General features: G+C 35.7%; 22 protein-coding genes. 12 read left to right on the top strand and 10 right to left on the bottom strand.

Annotated features, from left to right (window positions below):
- Nucleotides 1-356 precede the first annotated feature (356 nt).
- From AM499_RS15495 to AM499_RS15480, 4 genes are all read left to right on the top strand, one after another.
- On the top strand, nt 357-1,034 hold the full coding sequence (locus AM499_RS15495) for a response regulator transcription factor (protein WP_053591059.1): 678 nt from the start codon (nt 357-359) through the stop codon (nt 1,032-1,034).
- The gene (locus tag AM499_RS15490) at nt 1,031-2,410 is read left to right on the top strand and encodes a sensor histidine kinase (protein WP_053591058.1); all 1,380 of its coding nucleotides are present in this window, start codon (nt 1,031-1,033) and stop codon (nt 2,408-2,410) included. The genes AM499_RS15495 and AM499_RS15490 overlap by 4 nt, the downstream gene beginning before the upstream one ends.
- A 62-nt stretch (nt 2,411-2,472) precedes the next feature.
- Nucleotides 2,473-4,428 carry an MMPL family transporter gene (locus AM499_RS15485; protein ID WP_053591057.1) on the top strand — a complete coding sequence of 652 codons (1,956 nt, stop codon included), beginning with the start codon at nt 2,473-2,475 and terminating at the stop codon, nt 4,426-4,428.
- Between the two features lie 12 nt (nt 4,429-4,440).
- Nucleotides 4,441-4,830: a hypothetical protein gene (locus AM499_RS15480; protein ID WP_053591056.1), complete on the top strand. Its 390-nt coding sequence runs from the start codon at nt 4,441-4,443 to the stop codon at nt 4,828-4,830.
- Between the two features lie 47 nt (nt 4,831-4,877).
- Here AM499_RS15480 and AM499_RS15475 read toward each other — a convergent pair whose 3' ends face one another.
- Nucleotides 4,878-5,777 carry an EamA family transporter gene (locus AM499_RS15475; protein WP_053591055.1) on the bottom strand — a complete coding sequence of 300 codons (900 nt, stop codon included), beginning with the start codon at nt 5,775-5,777 and terminating at the stop codon, nt 4,878-4,880.
- 12 nt (nt 5,778-5,789) lie between these two features.
- Nucleotides 5,790-6,362, bottom strand: a complete 573-nt coding sequence (locus tag AM499_RS15470; RefSeq protein WP_053591054.1) for a GNAT family N-acetyltransferase — start codon at nt 6,360-6,362, stop codon at nt 5,790-5,792.
- Nucleotides 6,363-6,521: 159 nt separating this feature from the next.
- Here AM499_RS15470 and AM499_RS15465 point away from each other — a divergent pair, with 159 nt between their 5' ends.
- From AM499_RS15465 to AM499_RS15440, 6 genes are all read left to right on the top strand, one after another.
- The gene (locus tag AM499_RS15465; protein WP_053591053.1) at nt 6,522-6,719 is read left to right on the top strand and encodes a PLDc N-terminal domain-containing protein; all 198 of its coding nucleotides are present in this window, start codon (nt 6,522-6,524) and stop codon (nt 6,717-6,719) included.
- Nucleotides 6,716-7,621: an ABC transporter ATP-binding protein gene (locus AM499_RS15460; protein WP_053591052.1), complete on the top strand. Its 906-nt coding sequence runs from the start codon at nt 6,716-6,718 to the stop codon at nt 7,619-7,621. Before AM499_RS15465 ends, AM499_RS15460 begins: the two co-directional genes overlap by 4 nt.
- A complete protein-coding gene (locus AM499_RS15455; RefSeq protein WP_053591051.1) occupies nt 7,618-8,400 on the top strand; it encodes an ABC transporter permease in 783 nt (260 codons plus the stop codon). Before AM499_RS15460 ends, AM499_RS15455 begins: the two co-directional genes overlap by 4 nt.
- A 391-nt stretch (nt 8,401-8,791) precedes the next feature.
- A complete protein-coding gene (locus AM499_RS15450; protein WP_231687479.1) occupies nt 8,792-9,073 on the top strand; it encodes a hypothetical protein in 282 nt (93 codons plus the stop codon).
- Nucleotides 9,074-9,385: 312 nt separating this feature from the next.
- The gene (locus AM499_RS15445; protein WP_053591050.1) at nt 9,386-10,009 is read left to right on the top strand and encodes an NAD(P)-dependent oxidoreductase; all 624 of its coding nucleotides are present in this window, start codon (nt 9,386-9,388) and stop codon (nt 10,007-10,009) included.
- A gap of 24 nt (nt 10,010-10,033) precedes the next feature.
- Nucleotides 10,034-10,831 (top strand): metallophosphoesterase, encoded by a 798-nt coding sequence (locus AM499_RS15440; protein WP_053591049.1) that lies wholly within the window; start codon nt 10,034-10,036, stop codon nt 10,829-10,831.
- A 311-nt stretch (nt 10,832-11,142) separates the two neighbouring features.
- On the opposite strand, the gene AM499_RS15435 is transcribed toward AM499_RS15440, so the two are convergent.
- The 7 genes from AM499_RS15435 to putP all read right to left on the bottom strand — a co-directional run bounded on the left by AM499_RS15435 (nt 11,143) and on the right by putP (nt 17,312).
- Nucleotides 11,143-11,328: a CsbD family protein gene (locus AM499_RS15435; protein ID WP_053591048.1), complete on the bottom strand. Its 186-nt coding sequence runs from the start codon at nt 11,326-11,328 to the stop codon at nt 11,143-11,145.
- 62 nt (nt 11,329-11,390) lie between these two features.
- Complete coding sequence (locus AM499_RS15430; protein ID WP_053591047.1) at nt 11,391-12,134, bottom strand: hypothetical protein; 744 nt, start codon at nt 12,132-12,134, stop codon at nt 11,391-11,393.
- Nucleotides 12,135-12,662 carry an RNA polymerase sigma factor gene (locus AM499_RS15425; protein WP_053591046.1) on the bottom strand — a complete coding sequence of 176 codons (528 nt, stop codon included), beginning with the start codon at nt 12,660-12,662 and terminating at the stop codon, nt 12,135-12,137.
- A gap of 118 nt (nt 12,663-12,780) precedes the next feature.
- The gene (locus AM499_RS15420) at nt 12,781-13,380 is read right to left on the bottom strand and encodes a response regulator transcription factor (RefSeq protein WP_053591045.1); all 600 of its coding nucleotides are present in this window, start codon (nt 13,378-13,380) and stop codon (nt 12,781-12,783) included.
- 3 nt (nt 13,381-13,383) lie between these two features.
- Entirely contained in the window at nt 13,384-14,514 is a 1,131-nt protein-coding gene (locus AM499_RS15415; protein ID WP_053591044.1) for a sensor histidine kinase, read from the bottom strand.
- Nucleotides 14,515-14,601: 87 nt separating this feature from the next.
- A complete protein-coding gene (locus AM499_RS15410) occupies nt 14,602-15,654 on the bottom strand; it encodes a Delta(5) desaturase DesA (RefSeq protein ID WP_053591043.1) in 1,053 nt (350 codons plus the stop codon).
- A gap of 173 nt (nt 15,655-15,827) precedes the next feature.
- Nucleotides 15,828-17,312: a sodium/proline symporter PutP gene (gene putP / locus AM499_RS15405; RefSeq protein WP_053591042.1), complete on the bottom strand. Its 1,485-nt coding sequence runs from the start codon at nt 17,310-17,312 to the stop codon at nt 15,828-15,830.
- Between the two features lie 122 nt (nt 17,313-17,434).
- Here putP and AM499_RS15400 point away from each other — a divergent pair, with 122 nt between their 5' ends.
- A complete protein-coding gene (locus tag AM499_RS15400; RefSeq protein WP_053591041.1) occupies nt 17,435-18,598 on the top strand; it encodes an exonuclease SbcCD subunit D in 1,164 nt (387 codons plus the stop codon).
- The gene (locus tag AM499_RS15395; RefSeq protein WP_053591040.1) at nt 18,595-21,675 is read left to right on the top strand and encodes an AAA family ATPase; all 3,081 of its coding nucleotides are present in this window, start codon (nt 18,595-18,597) and stop codon (nt 21,673-21,675) included. Before AM499_RS15400 ends, AM499_RS15395 begins: the two co-directional genes overlap by 4 nt.
- 870 nt (nt 21,676-22,545) lie before the next feature.
- Here AM499_RS15395 and AM499_RS15390 read toward each other — a convergent pair.
- Nucleotides 22,546-23,847, bottom strand: a complete 1,302-nt coding sequence (locus AM499_RS15390) for a M48 family metallopeptidase (RefSeq protein ID WP_053591039.1) — start codon at nt 23,845-23,847, stop codon at nt 22,546-22,548.
- Between the last annotated feature and the right edge of the window lie 38 nt (nt 23,848-23,885).

The following is a 23,885-nucleotide window of genomic DNA, read 5'->3' as shown; positions in this document are numbered from 1 at the left end:
GTGTCATCTCAGAGAAAGTGAACTCTTTATTTTGAGAAATGGTCGCTTTCACGGGCTAATTGATCGCTTTTGGAGTCTCCTTAGTCGCTTATACAACTCATTTTGTTGCTCTAACAGACAAACTAGTCTCCCTTATCCATATTTTTACTAAAATTCTCAATAAAAAATTGGTTACCGAGTAATCAGGTGACCAATTTTTTGTGTATTATGTTGCTTAAGAGTGAGAAATGGTTATGTAATTGGCTGCTACGGTGTTCAGCGAGATAATATTTTCCCTCTATTGTGTTCTTAAGTGTGCTTATACTTGCCGAATCGGCTAGAAACAGACACAATAAAAACTAATAGGGGGGTTCAGTTTGGTAGTAATACTAGCAGTAGATGATGATGTGCATACGTTAGATTTAATATCTATTTATTTGTCCCAAACGGGGTACCAAGTAATCAAAGCAACTAACGGGAAAGAAGGATTAGCATTAATAGAAAATATAGCTCCTGATCTTGCAATTGTAGATGTTATGATGCCCATTATGGATGGATTAACTTTAACGAAGCAAATACGTGATCAATATGATATTCCTGTATTACTTTTAACTGCAAAAGGAAGATTAGAGGATAAAGAAAAAGGATATTTGGCTGGTTCTGATGACTATTTAGTAAAACCTTTTGAACCAAAAGAATTACTATTTCGTATACGAGCAATTTTGAGAAGATATGATAAAACGAGTGATGCCAATATTCAAGTAGGAAATTTATGTATCAATCGAAAACGATTTGAAGTGCATGTTGGTGAAGATATATTAGTATTGCCGTTAAAGGAGTTTGAGTTACTTTCTAAGCTGGCTACTAAACCAAATCAAGTGTTTACACGTGATCAACTAATAGAATCAGTATGGGGCATGGATTTTGAAGGCGACGAACAGACTTTAAGCGTACATATTAAACGAATTCGGGAACGTTTAAATAAATTGCAAACTGATATTCATATCACTACAGTACGTGGCATCGGATATAAATTAGAGGGCAAGCGTTTATGAGAACCTTATATAGTAAGTTTGTATGGATGACACTTCTCATTATGTTTCTCAGCGGGTCTTTGGGTTTTATCATTGTGAATACGTATTACCATCAAAATTTAAAAGTGGAAAATGATTCGAAGAATGTGCTTGTTGCAAAATCCATGGTAAAGCTGATTGAGACAACTGAGCAAAACGATTTAGAGCCTATTCTAAATGCTTTTGGAGAAAGTGGGTATCAAATATATATTATAAGTGAAGAAGGCCATATAAAGAGCTTTGGTGGCGATTTCAGAGAAAATGATATAAGTGATACTGTAGTGAAAAGCGTTATAGGGGGAGATATATATCATGGAATGAAGGAGTTTCCTAGAGAAACCTTTATTACGGGTTATTTTTCAAATGAATTAACAAATACAGTTGGAGTTCCATTTACATATGACAATAAAAAATATGCATTATTTCAGAGACCTAATATAAAATTTCTATTTAATGAAATTCATATATTATTAGGTGGTCTTGCAGCAGCAATGATTGTCATCAGTGTAATTGCTATGTTAATAGTAGCGAAAAAAATGATTAATCCTTTATCGAAATTGACCATTGCTACTAGAAAAATTGCGAACGAAGATTTCCAAGTACCGATACCAGTTTATCAAAAAGATGAAATTGGACAACTAGCAGAAAGTTTTCGATATATGGTGAAGCAGTTGGAAGCAAGTGACCGATATAAGAAAGAATTTATATCAAGAGTATCACATGATTTTCAAACACCATTATTAAATATTCAAGGCTATGCTACATTACTTGAGAACGAAAAGCTGAACGAAAAGGATCTTTTAACATACACATCCATTATTCAAAAAGAAGCAAAGCGTTTATCAAGCGTAATGAAGCAATTATTGATACTTACTTCATTTGATCAAATGAATCACCGAAGAAAAAAAGAAAGTTATCGACTTGATAACCAGTTAAAACAAGTCGTACAAAAGTTTAGATGGATGATGGATGAAAAAGATATATTTCTGAAACTACAACTGAAAGAAGTAGAAATATCAGGAGATATAGAAATGTTGGAGTATGTTTGGGAGAATCTTATCTCGAATGCAATAAAATATAATCGCTCTCCTGGAGAAATTCACATTAAAGTTATTGAATCAATAAATCATGTACTTGTTACTATACAAGATACTGGAGTTGGCAATAAGGATTCTAATTATGATCAATGGACAGACCGTTTTTACCGCGATGATATAGCAAGATCTACACAAATTGAGGGTAGTGGGCTTGGCCTTGCCATTGTAAAAGAAGTGATTCAGTCTCATAATGGAAGCTTATTATTTGAAAGTGTAGAGCCATTTGGAACGAAGGTAACCGTTCAATTAAATAAGCTGTAATTTTCTGTTCATCTTCCGTTCATTTTCACCATGTATAGTACCCCTTATAAGGGGGAAGCAAAATGAAAAATAAAAGTCACTGGCTTATCATTATAGCTGCCTGGCTATCGATAGTAATATTACTTTCTTTTCTTGCTCCATCAGGAAAAGAAGTGGCGAGTTCATCCAAAAATGCTGGACTGCCAGAGACAGCCTTGTCAATACAAGCGGATAAAATGCTAAAAGAGAAGTTCTCTACTAGTGATGGATTACCTCTAATCATCGTTTTTGAAAATAAAAAAGGAGCTTCTGATGAAAAAATTCAGGAAGTTCTAGAATTAATGGAAAAAAATTATTCAAATATGCCGAGATTCTCTCAAATTCCTTTGGAAAAACGGGCTTCTTTTGTATCGGAGGATCAGAAAACATTTTTCATTCCATTAATTTTACAAGGAAATTTAGAAAGTAAAGAGGTTCATGAAGAGGTTAAAGAGATTAAAAATAATGTATCTCAAATTGTTCCTTCCGACTTTAAGATTTACTACACAGGGCCAGCGGGAATAGCAAGTGATACAATAGAACTTTTCTCACAGGCAGATTTGATATTACTTTTAGCGACAGTTGGTATTATTTTTATCCTACTCATCCTAATTTACCGTTCATTCTTACTTGCGATTATTCCTCTTATTGGGGCTAGTATTGTGTATGGGGTCGTGGACAGATTGATTGGTCTCACTGGTAAGTTCACATCAATTACGATTGAAAACCAAGCCCTTTCCATTATGACGATTTTATTGTTCGCTGTAATAACGGATTATTCCCTTCTGCTGTACGCTCGGTATAAAGAAGAACAGGATATGAAAGTGGCACTTGCTCGAACAAGAGAAACCATTCTATTTAGTGGTGGAACTATTTTAGCAGGAGTAGCAACACTTTCGTTTGCCATATATGAACCATATCGTAATTTTGCACCGGTGTTTGTTATTGCGGTAATTACCATGCTAATAGCAGGTCTTACTCTTTTGCCAGCATTGTTTGCTGTTGTAAAAATGCCGAAACAGAAAAACAAGAAATCGAAGCTTTGGATTTTAGCCGGTAACATAAGCACTCAAAAGCCATGGAGAGTTGCACTCCCTATCCTCTTGCTTGTAGGAATAGGGACTTGGCATGCTACAACCACTGTCTATTCCTATGATTTATTGGAATCCTTTCCAAAGGAATTATCTTCGCGAGAAGGTTTTAAAAAACTAGGTGCATTTTCAGAAGGTGAAATTGCACCTACAACAATTTTAATAAAATCAACAGATGATAATACCATTTCGAGTATTATAGAAAAGATAGAAGATAGACCATTAGTCGATCAAGTACGGCCTTCTTCAGAGGCTGATGGTCATACACAGTTTTCTGTTATATTAAAAGCCAATCCTTATAGTAAAGAGGCTTTAGATGAAATAGAAAATATAAGAGATCAGTTCAAAGAACAAAATGTTCAGGTTATCGGAGAAACAGCAAAACAAGTGGATATTCGTAACATTAATGGAAGAGACACCAGTTTGGTAATGATTTTAACGACTGTTTTAATAGGTGCAATGCTAGCATTTCAAACAAAATCTATCCGAGTATCTCTATTAATAATAGTTTCTATATTATTATCTTTTGGAGCATCGTTAGGATTCTCCACATGGATCTTTAACCTATTATTTAATTACTCGTCGTTTAGTTATCGTATTCCTTTGTATTCATTCGTTTTTTTAGTAGCTTTAGGAGTAGACTATTCTATTATGTTGATGAGTAGATTAAAAGAAGAGAGAAAACTACTTAGCGAGCAGGAAGCAATTGCAAAATCTGTTGAATTAACTGGAGGCGTTATTTCTGCAGCGGGTTTAATTTTGGCAGCTACGTTTGCAGTATTGATTACACAGCCTGTAATGGAACTGAAAGTATTTGGTTTTGTAGTAGCGTTTGGCGTTCTAATCGATACATTTATCGTAAGACCGCTATTATTACCTGCATTGTTAACAATTACAAGTAAAAAATAGGAGGAAAATGAGATGCAACAAAAATGGAGTCTACGTTTAATACGAGCTGGTGCATTATTTGGATTACTAGGAGCTTATCTTGGATCTCATATGGCTGGAGCAGGATCCTATGCACTTCGCCCAATCCATGCCCATATTTTATTAGTTGGGTGGCTATCGTTATTTCTTTATGGATTGTTTTACAAGTTATATAAAATTAAATCGCCAAAGCTTGTTGCAGTGCATGGATGGACAGCAATTATAGGAGCAATCGGATTACCATTAGGTATGTATTTACAGTTCATGCAACCATTTAATATAAACGAGACATTTGCGTTAGTTGCATATATTGTAGGTGGCACTTTGCTACTAATAAGTTTTGCAATATTTGTCTTGGTTACATTTAGAATTGAAAAAGAATAGAACTAAAAAAGCTGGAGCCTATAGTAAAATGGGCTTCAGCTTTTATATTAAACAGACTTTCGTTTTTTATTTCTACTAATTCCGGCAAGTGTCGGAATGCACATACCAACTAAAATAATTGCTATACCGAGAACTTGTATCCAAGATAATGCCTCACTTAATACTATTACTGAAACAGTCACAGCAACCGGCAATTCCATTGCGCTTAAAATAGAAGAAACTGCTCCTCCTACTTTTGGAACCGCAATAACAAATAAATAAATTGGAATAATAATACCGAGCAAACCAAGGGCCAGTCCATAGAAAATAAGTGGTTCTGTAAACAGCTTTCCATTCCATATAATTTCAGGACTTTGGAATAAGGTAATCATGATCATTGCAAAAAAAGAAACGAACAATAGACGAGTAGTAGTATTCATACCTACCACTTGCTTTGTATTGACGTTCATATTAAGGGAAAATGATAGTGCAGCGGCAAATCCAAATACCCAGCCTTTCCAGTCAATACCACTTAAATCGACATCAATTACACCAGCAGCCAAAATGGTTCCGACAAATAATATGATAAGGGAAATAACTTCTGGCCTAGATGGTAACCGTCTTCTTAGAATACAATCAATAAGCGTTCCGATCCAAGTGAATTGAAAAAGCATAACTACTGCAAGAGACGCAGGTAAATAGATAAGTGCCTGTCCATAAACAATTCCTGTAAGTCCAGTAAAAATACCAGCTAACAAAACGATTTTAAAGCCACCATTGAAACGGGGAAGCTTTCGTTGTGTCACCATATATATAATGAATGCTAAAAGAAAACCAATAATATATTGACTTGATGTTGCTTCAGAGGCAGTGTAACCATCCCCAATTGCCAGTTTGATCATTGTTGATAATGTCCCATAACAGCTTGCTGCAAAAACAACCATTAAGGGGTAAATCCATAATTTCATAAAACTTCTCCTTTAATCGACGTCGACCGTTTTCACCATATGATGAAAAGGTTCGCCAATAATTGTCCAAGGACATACAGTAACAAATCCAAGACGATTATACAAGCGGATTGCAGCTTCTTTTTCCGTTTCTACGTTCAAGGAGAGTTTTCCACCACTAGCATTTTTCACTAATTGTTCTGCATGTGTTAAAAGTTTTGTTCCAATTCCATGACCGCGATATGTTGGGTCAACTACAACCGTATCTATATACCACTCACCAGGTAGTGTTTCACGATCTATTTTGATAGAGGTACCTTTCTTATTGGAAAGATATTTCTCTAAATTTGCATCGAGTGTAACTGCTTGCTCTGATGTATAAAAGACAAGTGCGCCAGCAACTTTCCCTTCCATTTCTGCGACATACGTATACAAATAGGAATGTCGATTGTCTGTCCGAGAAAATAAATGGACAAATTCCTTTGTGATAGCTGTTTCTTCCGTTTCTCCGGTCATTTGCATGGAGATATCACCTATTGCTTCCATAATCAGTGGAACGGTTGCCTGTGCATCTTCTTTCCGTGCTTTTCTAATTTTTAATTCCATTATTAAATTCACCTTCCAACTTTCTATTATAACATAACCATGTAAACACTTTGCCTCTAGAAGAAATGGAAATAAAATTTAAAAATATTTTTAAATATATGAAACTTTTCTGTTCTATATATAGTAGAATAGATGTAATGAGACAAAGGAGGAATAGGAATGGATTTCGAATCAATACCGTGGGTGCTAGTATTACCACTAATAATTCTCCAGTTTATCTTAATGGTAGTAGCTATTATTGACTTAATACGAGTAACCCATACAAACGGTCCTAAATGGTTATGGGGAATTATTATTGTTTTTGGTAATATCATTGGATCAATTATCTACTTTATCGTTGGGAGAAGAAATGAATGAATACACTACTTCATATGCAGGGCTTAACAAAAGAATATGGTAAAGAAAAGGCAGTAGACAATGTTACTTTTTCATTGAATAAAAATACGTCAACTGCTCTAATTGGACCGAATGGTGCTGGGAAAACAACTACTTTATCGATGCTAGCTGGTCTGCTTAAACAAACAACTGGTTCCATTGAATTGGACGTAGAAATAAAGGGAGATATAAGACATGAAATAGGATTTCTTCCTCAATATCCACAGTTTTATTCATGGTTAACAGCACTTGAATTTATAGAGATGGCTGCAAAGTTAAGTGGAGTGGACACAAAGATTGCAAAAGCAGAAGCAGAAAAAACGTTGGAATTCGTCGGTCTAGGTGAGGCTAAAAATAAAAAGACCGGAACGTTTTCCGGTGGGATGAAACAGCGTTTAGGTCTAGCACAAGCAATCGTTCACAAACCTGCGTTGCTTTTACTAGATGAACCAGTTTCTGCATTAGATCCCATAGGAAGACGAGAAATTATGAATCTATTAAAAGAATTACAAGCAAAAACGACTATTCTATATTCCACTCATATCCTAAATGATGCGGAGGAAATGACCGATCAATTATTATTTTTAAGAAAAGGTAAATTAGTGGAGCAAGGTTCTATGGAAGAGGTTCGTCAAAAGTATGCAAATCCTCAGTACAAAATTTATTTCACAAACGCTGAAGAGGCAGCAAAATTTATTGATACTTCACCTTATCCTGCAAGACAGGATGGTCCAACTGCTTTTATTGAAATAGGAGAGGATACTAAACTACAAATGAATGAGGTATTACGTGTACTTGGAAATAGTCATTATAGTTTGACGAAGGTTGAACGAGCAACTGCTAGTTTAGAAGAAATCTTTTTACAGGTGGTGAATAAAGGATGAGTAACTTTTCGGTTTTATTCCAAAAAGAGTGGCGTGAAAACGTACGTAATTTTAAAATACTTTGGATACCGCTAGTGTTTATATTGTTTGGTATATCTGAGCCACTAATGAATTATTATTTACCTCAAATCTTAAATACAGTTGGGAATATGCCAGAAGGAGCTGTTTTTCAGTCACCTCAATTATCACCAGAGCAAATTGTTATGTCTACTGTAAGCCAGTATCAATTTATTGGAATGCTAGTTTTGACACTTGGTTTTGCAGGTATTATAGCAAGAGAGCGAAAAAACGGGTCTGCAACGCTTTTATATGTTCGTCCGATTGCGTACTCTAGTTATGTGTTTAGTAAATTAGTAATGATGAGCATACTTGTTATTAGTAGTGTGATTCTTGGATTGTTAACGAACTTATATTATACGTATGTACTGTTTGGAGCGGTCGATATGGGTTCATTTTTAGGGTTTCTTGGGACTTATATTGTATGGATTTTGTTCGTAATTGGTATTGTTTTATTTTCAAGTGCAACTTTTTCCACAGGGATCGCTTCTACTGTTTCACTTGTACTTGTATTAATTGTTCAATTAATCGATTCTTTACTTGGAGCTTATTGGACGATTTCACCATGGAAGCTGCCGATGTATGCTGGGATGGTATTAAATGGCGATGTGGATAACACCCCATTTATATGGAGTTTAATTGTTACTTTTATAGCTATCATTTTTCTTTTAGCTGGAGCAATCTATTTTGCGAAAAAGAATGCTTCTAAGTCGAAGATATAATTATTTATAGATATAGAGGAGCATTTGTCACTTTTTCGCCTCATCGATTTTGCTATGCAATTATTAGAAGGTATTTAACCTGACCTGCGTGAATATATAGTGGAAGTGGTTGGCAATTACAGTAGAATCAGCACCCTTTTCGAGAAAGAATAACATTAGGGGGAAATCTTGCGCTTGAAAATAATAATGAAAATTATCAATTTATAGGGTAAGATGCATCTGGTTAAGAGGCTTTAGAAATATTCAAAGCTGATAGGAATTGTTACGTCTATGAGTATGTATTAAAATAAATGTAAAAATTTTTACAAAAAAGAGGACTTTTCTTATGAGTATTCAAGTAAAATAAAGATGTACATGAATGGTACATATTATTTGAAAAGGAGGACTCATTTTGAATCCAGTTGAAACAGAACAAACTGAAGGGTATTCCAATACTGTTACCCCAAAAACAGCGGCTAATATGTCAGTAGGAGAATGGCTGCTTACGATGCTAATTATGATTATTCCTATTGTAAACATCGTCATGCTATTTATATGGGGGTTTGGTAATCCAGATCCACGTCGTAACTACGCACGCGCCTCTCTAATTTGGATGGCTATTAGCATCGGACTTATTATTATTTTTTATGGCGTTATATTTGCATTAATTTTTTCTACCGCTAATTCTTATTAAATTCTATTTCCCGGGAAATAACAATTCTCGACATTTAAAAGTATCCCAACACAAAACGTGGGATACTTTTTTATTTGTTAGGCTCTGTTGTTTATTGGTCCTGATGTGGTAAAAAAAGATGAATACATGTCGTATTTTACGTTTGAGCTGCCTTAGGATGAGTCAGCTCAGCTCCAATGGGGGGACATTTTCGCATTCTTGCGATATGTAAATGGGGCTGGAGTGATTCCTAAAGAATAGTGCAGTTTTCTTTGTATCTTTACATAGTTTAATGATGCTTTTTGTTATAATAAAAAAAAGGAGCTGTTTCTTATGAAAATAGCATTATTCGGAGCTACTGGGCGTGTAGGCGGAGAACTTCTTTCTTTGTTGCTAGAGAATAATCATCACGTGACAGTTCTTGTAAGAAAACCAGAGATGCTCCAGGTTCATGCTAATTTAACTGTAATAAAAGGCGATGCAAGAGTAAAATCAGATATAGAAAAAACTTTAGATAGCGTTGATTCAGTTGTAAGTGCATTAGGTACTGATCAAACAACTGTATTAACAGAAGCAGTAGCACATATCATTTCTATTATGGAGAAACAAAATATAAATCGAATCGTCACTATTGGTACAGGGGGGATATTATCAAGTAGGATGAACCCTGAATTGTTAAGGTATCAATCTTCAGAATCAAAGAGAAAATCAACTATAGCTGCGAAAGAGCATCATAAAGTGTATGACATGTTAAAAGAAACCTTGTTAGATTGGACGATAGTTTGTCCAACATATTTACCAACTGGTGCAGCTACAAATGCTTATATTATTGAAAGAGATCGATTGCCGGTTGGAGCAGTTCAAACTACAACAGGGGACACAGCTTTATTTACATATAAGGAATTGATGGAAACAAACCATATTGGTCATCGAGTAGGAATTATGAGCCCAGAGTAAGATATATATTTTAGGAGAAGTTAAATGAAAAAGTGGTTAGTTTTGTTACTAGTATTAGTAGCTATATTATATTTTGGAAATAAAAACATAAAAACTACAGAGATAGTAGTAGAATCAGATAAATTACCTACTTCCTTTAATGGATTAAAGATTGTACAGATTTCGGATCTGCACGATGCAACATTTGGTGAAAATCAAACAAAACTTGTAAAAAAGGTGAAGGAAGCCAAACCAGATTTAATCTTTATAACCGGTGATTTAATAGATAGTAATCGATATGATTTAGAAAATAGTCTTGATTTAGTAGAGCAAATAGCATCTTTTGCACCTATTTATTATGTGACTGGTAATCATGAAATCGCAACGAATGACATGGAGAATATTAAAACCTCTTTGACGGAGCTAGGAGTAAATGTATTAACGAATGAAGAGGAAACAATTGAAAAAGACGGTGAACAAGTTCGAATAATTGGTATTGAAGACCCGTTAAATGGAGTTCTTGTTAAGGAAGCGCTCAGTAAATTTAAACAATCGGATACCTTTACATTAGTTCTTTCTCATCGACCTGAAACGTTTGAAGATTATGTAGATCATAACTTGGATATAGTTTTCTCGGGACATGCGCATGGAGGTCAGTTTCGAATTCCTTGGATAGGTGGTTTAGCAGCACCGGGACAAGGATTGTTCCCACATTTTACAGCCGGAGTATATGAAGAAAATAATACGAGGATGATTGTAAGTAGAGGCCTTGGAAACAGTGTTTTTCCAGTGAGGGTATTTAATACACCAGAGATTATTAGTGTCACATTAATATCGAAATAAGAAAAGCTTAATTTTAAGCATACAAAAGTAGACTGAAGTGGAAGGCGGCGACTCCAGCCGGAATAGCAAATGTTTTCTGCACCGAAAGCGAAGCGGCAGGTGCATGAGCAGAAGACCCTGGACTGAGCGGAGCGAAGCGGCTGAAGCCATGCCAGCGGAAAGAGTCCGCCTGGAACGGGAAATCAACGGGGCCCAGACATAAGCGAGCGTTAGGCTTCGGAAAACCTGATTCATCCTATATAAAAATAAATTCGAGTTTTTCTACAGTATAAAAAGCTCTCCGCTAATGCAGAGAGCTTTTCTTATTTAACCTATAAGCGATCTCGATCATAACGATCTTTTGCTTCACCAACTGTTTTCTGAGCTTCACCTTTCAGTTTGTCTAATTTACCATCAGCTTGTAAACTTCTATCATCTGTCGCATTTCCAATTTGATCTTTTGTTTCACCTTTAACTTTGTTCACAGTACCTTTTAATTTGTCAGATAATCCACTCATGTAAATTCCTCCTCAAATTATTAATCTACTCTTTGTTTACCCGAAGGAGGGGGGCATTAAACTTATTCAACGATTTCAAATTGCTGAAGCATGGCATAGAACCTTGCACCATGACCTTCCGCAGCTTCTAAGAAATACTTCTCTCTAATCACAAAGCTACCACCATTTTTATTGTCTACTATATACACATTTGTAACGGGACTGTCCCATTCAGAACCGCTAATTCCATGCAACTTAAAGCCTTCAATTGGTTCTGTAACGCGTTCGGTTTCAGTCACATTCGTATATTCAGCTTCCAATTCCTTTTCTAAAGTTGAGACCATATCCTCAGGTGATTTATCCGTAATTTGCTTGATTTCCATGGAAACTTCCGGATACTTTTCTTCTAAAGGCTCCTTGGTCGTAATAATATCCGAGGTTTCTCCCTGGATAAGTTTATATCGTTCTTCATCGATATAAATAACGTATTCTGAATCTTTACCTTCTTGTAAAACGACTTCTGTTTCTTCATCCATTCCTTCAATACTTTGTGTTATTTGTTTCTCTGGAACGAAAATGTCTTTAATTTGTTTAATGAATGCCATACCTGTGTTGGTTTGTGTACTAAACAATAGAATTACGGCAGCTGCAGCGGCAATTGTAATAGGAACAAACTTAGATTTCTTTTTCAAATGTTTATCCTTTCTATTCTTTTCTGGAAATAGCTCTCTGTCTAGATTATTCCAGATGTCTTCTTTTAATTGATCTCGATCATCCTCAGTATGCTTTAGAATTTCTTTTTTTGCTCTTTTATCCATTTGGTCCATTCAAATTCCCTCCATTTCAGTCAAATGTAATTGTTTCTTCAATAGGTTTCTCCCGTTAAATAATCTTGATTTAACCGTGTTTTGATTCAACTCTAAAATTTGGGCAATTTCTCTTTCTGAAAAGCCTTTTATATATTTTAATAATATTGGTATTCGGTATAAGTCCGACATGTTTTGTATAATCTCGTATAAATCCGCTATATTTTCTTTAGAATGTTCCATTTGTTGTGTATAGTGCTCATCTAGAGCCGTGTTGATCGGACTATTTTTCTTTTCTTTATTTAAAAGTCGATTGCATTCATTGACTAAAATGCGGTAGAACCAAGCATTAAAAGAAAGTGCAGTATCGTAAGAAGATATATTGCGGTAAACACGAATAAAAGCTTCCTGTACAGCATCTTTTGCATGTTCATCATTTCGTGTAATAGCCTTAGCAGTACGAATAGCATAACTTGCATACTCATCATATAAGCTCCGAAAAGCCTCTCTATTTCCTTTTTTTATTTCCCTTATAATATCTTCTTGCATAGGAATTGTTCACTCCTTCCGTAAATAATGTCTTTAATATATATACCCTTCAAACGTTTGAAAAGTTGAGTGGAAAATAAAAAAACTGCTTAAAGTTGTCCTTTAAGCAGTTTTATATTCATTTAAACCAACCCTTCTCCTTAAATCGAGAAATAGCTTCTATCCGGTTGCCTACATCTAATTTATCTAATATAACAGATATATAGTTTCGGACAGTTCCCGTAGTGAGGTATAGTTCCCCTGCAATTTCCTTTGTACTTTTCCCATCTGCAATCAATTCAAGTACTTGGCTTTCACGCTCTGTTAAAGGATTATCCTCTTCAAACGCAATATCTACTAATTCAGGAGCGTATATACGACGACCATCCATAATCGTACGAATAGAATTGGCAAGTTCTTCACTAGGACTATCTTTAAGTAAATACCCACTAACCCCAGCTTTTCGAGCACGCTCAAAATAACCAGATCTTGCAAAAGTCGTTAAAATAATCACTTTGCAATTTTCCTCTTTTAATTCTTCTGCAGCATCCAATCCACTTTTAACTGGCATTTCAATATCCATAATACAAATATCAGGCTGCAATTGATGGATTAGTTTAAGGACTTCCTCTCCATTATTCGCTTTTCCCACAACCTCCATATCTTCTTCTAGATCAAGAAGTGAACCAAGGGCACCAAGCACCATTCGTTGATCTTCTGCAATTACAATTCGAATCATTTGTTATTCCTCCTGTCTCGATTGCTGAATCACATTTGGCACACGTATATTAAGAGTTGTTCCATTTTTCGTGTGAATGTCGAAACTACCATTTACAAATTCTAATCGTTCTTTAATGCCTCGTAATCCATGTCCTTTAGACCAATCCTTTTCCACAACGAAACCAGTGCCATTGTCATGAATTTTGAGCAAGGTTTCTTTTGCAGATTGTTTAATAGATATAGAACAAGAGGTAGCATTACTATGTTTCACAACATTCGTTACGGCTTCTTTTAAACACATACTTAGTACGTTTTCGACAAGGAGGGGAGTTTTCACTAGTTCTGCTGTCCCGCTTACTTTACAATCGATCTGTGCAGCTAGTAAAATTTGCTTCACGCGAAATAGTTCCTCTTCAAGTTTTGTACCACGCATATTTGTCACAAGTTCTCGTACTTCCTTTAACACTGAGCGGGCAGTTTGGTTAATATCATTAATTTCATTTTTTGCAGCTTCCGGATTTTTTTCGATTAGCCTGCTCGCTAAATCACTTTTCAAACCTATAAGTGATAGTTTTTGTCCGAGTGTATCATGTAAATCCCGAGCGATACGTTCTCTTTCTTCAATAATGATGTATCGGGAAATTCGTTTTTGTGCGTCCTCCAGCTGACCTTCTAATACTTCGCGTTTGTTTCGATTGTATGTATTGAATGGCAATAAAATCACACCGATTAAACAGATGATTAGGAAGGGCATGTGCGAAAGGAAGAGCTCCATTTGTGTAAAGAAACCAATTATAACTGCTGTGATCATTGCTACTAAATGAATACTATAAATGACAAAAAAGTTTGCTTTTTGTTGAATATTCCCAATAAAAAAAGATAAAAAGATAGAAAAATAAATATATCCATATAAAAAAGTCATACTGACGCTTATAGCGATTTCTACAAATACGCATATATAGAGAAGTATGCCCTTCGATGTGAAAGATGACCGATAAACAATAAAAAATATTAGCATGAGTATTAAACCAATAATTATTTCAAGTTGACTAGATGACTTGAAAATAAAGAAGAAAGGAAAAATACAAAAAACAATCCAAGCATAAATACTTAACCAAGGATATTTAGGGAATACTTGATACCATTTTGTCAATTGCTACACCTCTATTTTGGTTCCATATAATTTTTATTATATAGGAAAAACCATTCCTTTTTAACTGGGAATGGTTTTTCCTGTAAATTATTTTCCGTCGAAGCTTGCATTTTTGGAATGTAATTTAACGTTCGCTTTAGGGTTCTTTAGTAAGTGTTTAATTTCTTTAAAGCTGACAAAGTTTTTATTTGCTTCATCGTACAGTCGGAAGCGAATAGATTGTAAGCTCGTACGAAGATTAATCGTAGTTGCCTTTTGTAAAGGTGGTGTCGATTCATGCGCCATCTCTAAATTGTAATTAGGAACACGAGGGCTTAGATGATGCACATGATGGAATCCTATATTTCCAGTAACCCATTGTAATACTTTTGGTAATTTGTAATAAGAGCTTCCATCAACCGCAGCTTTTACATAATCCCATTCTGATTCATCTTCAAAATAAGAATCTTCAAATTGATGTTGGACGTAGAATAACCATATTCCAAGTGATCCAGCAACGAAAAGAATCGTACCTTGGATAATTGCAAATGCTTGCCATCCGATTAACCAAATCATTAGGGAGTAAATAACAACGACGGAAATATTGATCAAATATGTGTTGTTACGTTCTTTAGGACGAGCATCTTTACGGTTAACTCGATTACTAACTAAGAATAATAATGCAGGTCCTAGACCAAACATTACGATTGGATTACGGTATAGACGATAAGAAAGTCGTTTCATTGGAGTTGCTTCTATATATTCTTCAACTGTCATCATCCATATATCTCCGACACCGCGTTTATCTAAGTTTCCACTTGTAGCATGGTGTATATTGTGTTCACGTTTCCATTTCTCATAGGCGAATAAAGTGATAATTCCAGTGATGGTACCAGTAATGTTGTTTGCTTTCTTATTCTTGAAGAACGAACCGTGTGTACAGTCATGAAAAATAATGAAAATACGAACAACAAAACCTGCAGCGACAACTGAAATTGCGACAGTCAACCAAATAGATACATCTAGGCTTAGGTAAGCTAAAAACCAAAGGATAAAAAATGGTGGAATTGTATTTATAAGCTGAAAAACACTCTTTTTCAACTCGGAATTTTCAAATGGCTTAACATTTTTACGTAGCTCAAGCGTTTTTTCTCTGCTCATTGTATTCCTCCTAATAAGAATCATTACCATAACTATAAGGAAATTACCCAATTAGGAGTAGGCATAAACGTCAAGTCATAAACATGACAAGTGTCATATAGGCGAATATATATAGAAGGATAAAAAGAAAAAAAAACTGACCGAAAAAATTCGGCCAGCTTTTACTAATTCTATTAACGGTCACGTTTTAGTAAACGCAATGTTTCATCAAACTCTTTTTCAATTTCTGCATTTGGTTTGTAAGTCATTAAGCTTACTATCACTGCAACGATTAAGGCTAAAACGAAGCCAGGAACGATTTCATATAAAGCACTTGAAAGAGTCTCATTTGTTCCCCAGATTACTACAGTTACTGCACCAACAACCATACTTGCTAACGCACCGGTTGAAGTAATTTTTCTCCAGTAAAGAGTTAATAGGATAACTGGACCAAATGCTGCCCCGAAACCTGCCCATGCAAATGAAACAAGTTTCAAGATGGTTGAATTTTGATCCCATCCAATTGCCAATGCAATAACAGATACAACAAGTACTGCCAAACGTCCATATAATACATACGTTTTGTCTGATGCATCCGTTTTAATAACTGCTTTGTATAAATCTTCAATTAATGCAGACGATGTAACGATTAATTGAGAAGAAATAGTACTCATAACTGCTGCTAAGATAGCTGCAAGCATAATACCAGCAATAAATGGATGGAATATAATTTGACCTAGCGCGATGAAAACAGTTTCAGGATTTTCTAAACTTAGTTCTGGATGTTGTTGATAGTAAGCAACTCCAACCAAAGCAGTAGCAATGGCTCCACCTAAGCTTAAAATCATCCATCCAATACCGATACGACGTGCTTGTTTTGTTTCTTTAACAGAGCTAATTGCCATGAATCGAACAATAATATGGGGTTGTCCGAAATAACCAAGACCCCAAGCAACTGCGGAAATTCCACCTACTAAAGTAGTTCCTGCGAAAAGACTTAGATGAGTAGGGTTCACTGCCTTAATAGATTCAATAGTTTCTCCTAATCCACCTGTCGTAAATACTCCTACAATAGGTACAGAAATTAATGCTAAGAACATTAGAAGACCTTGAAGGAAATCCGTATAACTAACTGCCAGGAAGCCACCGAATAACGTATAGGCAACTGTTACACCTGAAACAATTAGAAGACCAGTGTGGTAATCTAAACCAAATGAGCTTTCAAAGAAAACTCCACCTGATACCATTCCTGATGAAACGTAAAACGTGAAAAATAATAAAATAATTAGACCTGATGCAATACGTAGTAAACGTGAAGATTGCTTTAAACGGCTTTCTAAATAACTAGGAATTGTTATAGAGTCATTTGATACTTGTGTGTAAACACGTAATCTAGGTGCAACGAATAACCAGTTTAAGTAAGCACCTATCGTTAATCCGATTGCAATCCAAGCTTGACCCATACCCGAAAGATAAATAGCTCCAGGTAATCCCATTAATAACCAACCGGACATATCTGCAGCCCCTGCACTTAATGCAGTTACAGCTGGACCGAGTGAACGACCACCGAGCATATAATCGGTTAAATTGGTAGTTTTCTTGTAAGAATACCACCCAATAACAAGCATTGCTACCATATAAATAATTATGGCTGTAAGTTGATAAGCTTCTGATGACATAAGCATCCCTCCCAATGTCATCATAACATGCCAAGTAATCGGTTTCATTAGTTTTTAATTATTACCAAACATTTCTTTTAATTATTGATGTTAAAATAGACTTAGAAGAGGAGGTTATTCTTTTGAAATTTTTTCATACAGCAGATTGGCATTTAGGCAAATTAGTGCAAGGTATATATATGACGGAAGAACAACGATTTGTTATACATCAATTGATAGAAGCTATTGATATAGAGAAACCAGACGCTGTAATAATTTCAGGTGATTTATATGATCGGGCGGTTCCTCCTATGGAGGCAGTAAATTTACTAGATGAACTGCTAGCGGAGATAGTTTTAAAACGAAAAACACCTGTATTAAGTATTGCTGGAAATCATGATAGTCCATCTCGTCTAAACTTTGGGAGTAAGCTAATGAAAGATTCGGGATTATATATAGTAGGCCAATTAACTGAAGAACTAAAATCTGTCATTCTGAATGATGAATATGGAGAAGTACATTTTCATCTAATCCCATATGCTGATCCTTCTCAAGTGCGACATTTATTTGATGATGACACGGTAACTAATCATCAGGAAGCTATGAGGAGAATTGTAGAAGAAATCGATAAAACGCTAGATTTAACGAAAAGGCATGTGTTTGTTGGACATGCATTTGTCACTGCACGTGGGCAGCAAGAAGAGAATACGAGTGATTCAGAACGTCCATTGGCAATTGGAGGAGCTGAATATGTGGATGCTGCGCTTTTTAAAAACTTTTGCTACACGGCACTTGGCCATCTTCATCAAGCCCATTATGTATTAAATGAAACAATACAATATGCAGGCTCTCCATTAAAATATTCGATTTCAGAGGAACACCATAAAAAAGGGTATTTTATAGTTGAGTTAGACCAACAAGGTAAGGTTACGTTAGAAAAACGTTTGCTAGTTCCAAATCGTGATATAAGAACAATAGAGGGTTATATGCAAGACATTTTGCATCATCCGGTGAGCCAAGACTTTGTATTTGTAAAATTACTCGATGAAACACCTATTTTATCTCCAATGGAACAGATTAGAACCGTTTATCCAAATGCGATGCATGTTGAAAGAAAAGGTTTTAAGTCAAATACCACGAATGAAAAAGAACAAGTAAGTCGTCGAAAAACAGACGATTTTACTCTGTTTCAATCTTTTTATACCGAAGTAAGTGGAAAAGAGCCATCTGATGAAACAGAAAACTTATTCAAGGAAATATTAGAAGGCTTAATGATAGAGGAACGTGAAGGGGGGATCAAAGTATGAAGCCGCTTCAGCTAAAAATGACCGCATTTGGTCCATATAAATCGACCGAAACGATAGATTTTAATGAGCTGCAGAACAATCATCTTTTTGTTATCTCCGGAGCTACAGGAGCAGGAAAAACTACTATATTCGATGGAATATGCTTTGCATTATATGGATTAGGAAGCGGAGAGGATCGTCGTGATACGAAAATCATGCGCAGTGATTTTGCAACAGATGATACACATACTTCCGTGGAATTAACATTTGAAATGCATCAACGTACATATCGGATATTGCGGCAGCTTCCACATGTAAAAAAAGGAAATAAAAGTGCAACAGGTGAACGCTACGAATTTTTTGAAGTGAACGAAACGGATGAAATTCCTGTTGTTGACCGTCAAATTGTATCAGAAATCAATAAAAAGGTAGAAGATATTATTGGACTAACACAGGATCAATTCAGTCAAATAGTTATGCTACCTCAAGGGGAGTTTAGGAAGTTACTTACTTCCCAAACAGAAAACAAGGAAGCTATATTACGTAAAATCTTTAAAACAGAGCCATACAAAATGATAAGTGAGAAACTAAAAGAGAAAAAACTACTAGCAGAAGCAGAATTGAAAAAAGAAGAATTAGCTCGAAACAGCTATACGGAACAAATCGTAGCTTCATTCCCAACTCGAGATTCAAGCATTTTTCAACTAATCGATTCGGGTAATTTTAACATTGTTCAGCTAGTGGAAGCTTTAAAAGAAGAAATCAACTATTATGAAAAGAAAGTTCAACTAGACGAGACGATATACAGAGAAGCATGTGAAAAACACGCAAACAAACAGAACGATTACTACGAAGCAAAAGCAGTAAATGATAGATTTGTAGAGCTTGAAGCAAAAGAACAAAGCCTTAAAAACTTACAAAACCAGTCAGAAGAGTATGCAGACAAGCAATATCGATTAGAAGCAGCTGAGAGGGCAAGTTCTATTGAACATATGGAAACTTACTTTAGGGACTCAGAGCAAGAAGTTGATAAGAAATCGAAGCTATTAGAATTAGCTAAACTAGAGATTTTGGAAGCAGAAGAAAACGTAAAACAAGTAGAAATTGAGTATACGTTAGAAGCAAATAAAAAAGAAGAACGTGAAAAAAGTGTGGAAGCACTTATTCGTTTAAATTCATTTATGCCTTTGTTAGAGGAGCTCGAATCTAAGGGAAACGAGATACTTAATTACCAAAATCGTATGAATGAACTAAGCGGTCAAGTGACTGCTATGACAAATCTATTTCTCGAAGAAAAAGAAGTATTCGCTTCGCTTAAAAAAGAAATAGAAAAGCTAGAAGCGCTTGTAGAACCACTAGACTATGAAGTGCAACGGCTAACGAAATTGCAAACAAATAATAGTATGTTGCAAGACTTTATAAAAGGTGAACAACTTTTTCTGGACCTAACAAAAGAGGAAAATATCCAAAAACAGCTTTTCTTAGATTTGCAAGAAGCATATAAGGAAGAAGAAAGTAAGTGGTTAAGTAACCAAGCAAGTACGCTTGCATCGAAGCTCGTGGAAGGAGAAGCTTGCCCAGTTTGTGGAAGTACGGAACATAAAGTGTTACGTACAGAAGTACATGATGAAGCTGTAAATCAAGATGAATTGCAAAACTTAAAAGACCAGTTAGGTAAGCAAGAATCACAGTTTTGGACGGTTCGTGCAAAAAGAGAAACTGCCGAAGAAAATTATTTGAAAATGCAGAAGCAATTAGAAGAACTTCAACTTACTATTCCTGAAGCACCAAAACTAGCAAAAGATGTGGAACTACTAGAATTAGAAATTGTAAGTCTCCGACAAGAAAAAGAAAAGCTGGCAGTTTTACGAAATCCTTATAAGGCGAGTGTTCAAAAGGTTGAGAAGTTAGAGCAAGATAAAATAAGTGCCGAAGTTACCTATCAACAACAAAAAGGCATGTATGAGCAAGCAAAAGCAGTGTATGATTCCAAAAAAGCATCTATTCCATCATACATTTCCAACTTGCAGGAGCTTACAGAGCAAATAAAGGAAGCAACCAAGTATAAGGAACAATTAGAAAATTCCTGGGCTCAAATACAAAATCAGAAACAACTTGCAGTTGAAGCATTCACTAAAGCCCAGCTTGCTGTAGGACATGCTTCCAATTCACTCCATGAAGCAAAAGAAAAAAGAGATAAGGCCAATGTTCAGATGAATGAAGGTTTAGCTAAAGCTGGCTTTGAGACAATCGAATTGTATACGGTGGCGAAACTTTCTGAATCAGAAAGACAAATCTTAAGGGATCAGTGTAATGCATATACACAAGCACTTCATACATTTACGGAACAAGTAAAAGAAAGTCGGGAGCAGCTTGCAAACAAAATAAAAGTAGAGCTAGCGCCGTTAGAAGAAGAGTTAGTTACACTTAAGATTGCATATGAAGAAGCATTAAATATCCTTAATAGTTCGAAGGAATACGCAAAAGCTGGCCTAGAAATAGAGCAAAAGATTAACACCGCAAGCTCTCGGATTACGAAGTTGGAGCAACAGTTAGGACGTATTGTAGACTTATATGATGTGCTTAGGGGACAAAATCAGTCTAAAGTTTCATTTGAGCGATATGTGCTAATTGAATATTTGGAGCAAATTGTACAGGCTGCTAATGAACGGCTAAAGCATTTATCCGGTGGTCAGTATTACTTGATCAGAAGCGAAAGACAAGAAACACACGGTAAGCAAAGTGGGCTTGGATTAGACGTATATGATGCATATACAGGACAAACAAGAGATGTAAAGACACTATCAGGTGGTGAAAAGTTCAACGCATCGCTTTGTTTGGCTTTAGGGATGGCAGACATTCTCCAAAGCTTCCAAGGTAGTATTCGAATTGATACGATGTTCATTGACGAAGGATTTGGCTCCTTAGACGAAGAATCCCTTAACAAAGCAATTGATACATTAATTGATTTACAAAAATCAGGTCGGATGATTGGCGTGATTTCACATGTTGCTGAACTAAAGGCAGCAATACCTGCAATTTTAGAAGTAGAGAAGCTAAAAGAGGGCTATAGTAGAACTAGATTTGTTATTAAATAGCATGTAAATAGCAAGGTGAGTCCTAAGCGTGGACTCACCTTTTTTATAGAAGAGAAAAGGTTTTCCGAAGGCTTACTGCTCGCTTTCCGCGGGCGAGCGCCGAGCCGCTTCGTCGCTGCGCTTCTGCAGGGTCTCGTCTGTCTCGCTTTCCCGCAGGAGTCGAGCAGACGCTTCTCCAAACCAATAAAATGCTACCTTATTATTTTCTTTATACTCAGGAAGAATAATCTTGAGTTAATAGAAAATGATGACAACTAAAATCAAAATAACGAATGACCCCAATTAACCAACTGCCTTATATCTACAATCTGAGGTGAGTCCATTCATAGGACTCACCTTTGTCCAAAGCACTCTGGAAACGTTTGAAAGCAGGTATTTCTTTGTGCGATTAGCGCTTTACTAAAAAAAATAAGAAAGTATATGAAATTTAATTACCTTAAAGCCAATATTGAATGCAGTTTTAGAGGTATTAATCGGTCTCTAATAAATGCACTGAAGAAGGTATTATTATCATGTTGTATATACAGAAATTAGTAAGCATCCACCTAGTAGAGAAGACGGATAGCGACCGAAATTGCATCTTCGAGAGCTTGCAATATGAATAAGAAAACAACTATTCTTTAGTTATCCAAAACAGTAGTACCTAGTTTCCAAAAGTTTCAGGAGAGCGACGGACAGACGAACGCCACAGGATTACCGTAAAAAAGAGGGGAGGATCGTGACACTAGTCACGACCCTCCCCTCTAAAAATTGACACGGTAATGGTGTAGCCAAAGTCTGTCCAAAGCACTCTGGAAACGTTTGAAATCAGGTATGTTTTTAAAGGTACACTTGCGCTTTTCTTAATTTATATATGTCCTTAAAAAGCAGTTAATAGTTATTAATAATTTCTAAAAATTCTTCTTCATTGTTAACACCTAGCATGTCAAATGCTGAGTATCCTTCAGGGTCTAATTCCGTTGGATCAGCACCATATTCATAAAGAACGGATGCCATATAATAGTTTTCATAATTTATAGAAGCGGTTAATGCATTGGAATACAAATCAGCAGTGTTTGGGTCTGCTCCTGCCTGTAATAATATTTCGGCAATTTCATCATTACCCTCATAGATCGCAAGAAGAAGTGCCGTTGTTTCCTCAGAATCTTGTTCTTCTAAATCCACACCTTCTTCAATGAGCTGATTGACAGTTTCTGCATCAGCATCTATAACTGCTTGCATTAAAGGAGTTTGAGAGTAGTCACTATAGGAAAATGAATCATCTGTAAATGTTTCGCCTAAAGTGCTTCCGGAAAATAAGTTTGCATATGTGAATGTCCCGGCAGTTACAAGAGCGATAACTCCGATATAAACTGCAAAGAAAATGCCAACTAACGCTCCAATACCTAACGCTATTTTGGTTGAATTAGAGTAATACGAAGGTGTTCCATTGACTTGCATAAATTTTCCTACTGCTTGAATTCTTTTTGGAAGTAGCGGGTGACTAGAAAGTACCTCACTTAACCAAACAGCTACATTCGATTCTGTATGGATTTGTTCTAAATAAGCATCTTCGTTTACTTCTTTATATAATTTTTTCCCTACCCCAAGAATTGTAAGTGCTTGCTTAGCTGCCTCACCATTTTGAATATGATAAGCTGCTTCCCGATCACATGTATACTCACATGAACGACTGTATGCTTGTGAAAGATAGGGAATAAACTGGGCAGGCATGATTAAAATATTTTTCCATACATGTCTACGTTTTACATGAGACAGCTCATGGGCAAGGATAAAATCTAATTCCGATTCTCCTTTTTCTCGAGCAAGCTCAAATACTTCTGAATAAATAACTACCATGTTTCTACCAAGAAATCTCGTTGCAAATGCATTGAATGCACCTTCTGAATGGATGACAAATACATCGGGGACCTTTTTAATATTCATCTTAGAGCTTAATTGTACAACACGCTCATAAACATCAGGGAATTGCTTCTCACTTATTCGTATTCCATTCCCACGGATGGAACCTAGCATAATAGCATTTGCATATAGTAGAATGACCAAAATTACAAGTAAAATAGCAATTCCAAATAGAGAAGCGATAGCAAATATGTATATAAAAACACTAAAAATGATGCTAAGTATAAAATAAATCAGTTCTCTATTTGATCTTAATTCTTTCGATGCCAATTTTTATTCCTCCTCTTAAAATATTTATAAATCTACCA

The organism is Bacillus sp. FJAT-22090 (assembly GCF_001278755.1).
Taxonomy (GTDB): domain Bacteria; phylum Bacillota; class Bacilli; order Bacillales_A; family Planococcaceae; genus Psychrobacillus.
The sequence above is the reverse complement of the archived record's forward strand: the minus strand, read 5'-3'. Positions and strand labels throughout refer to the sequence as shown.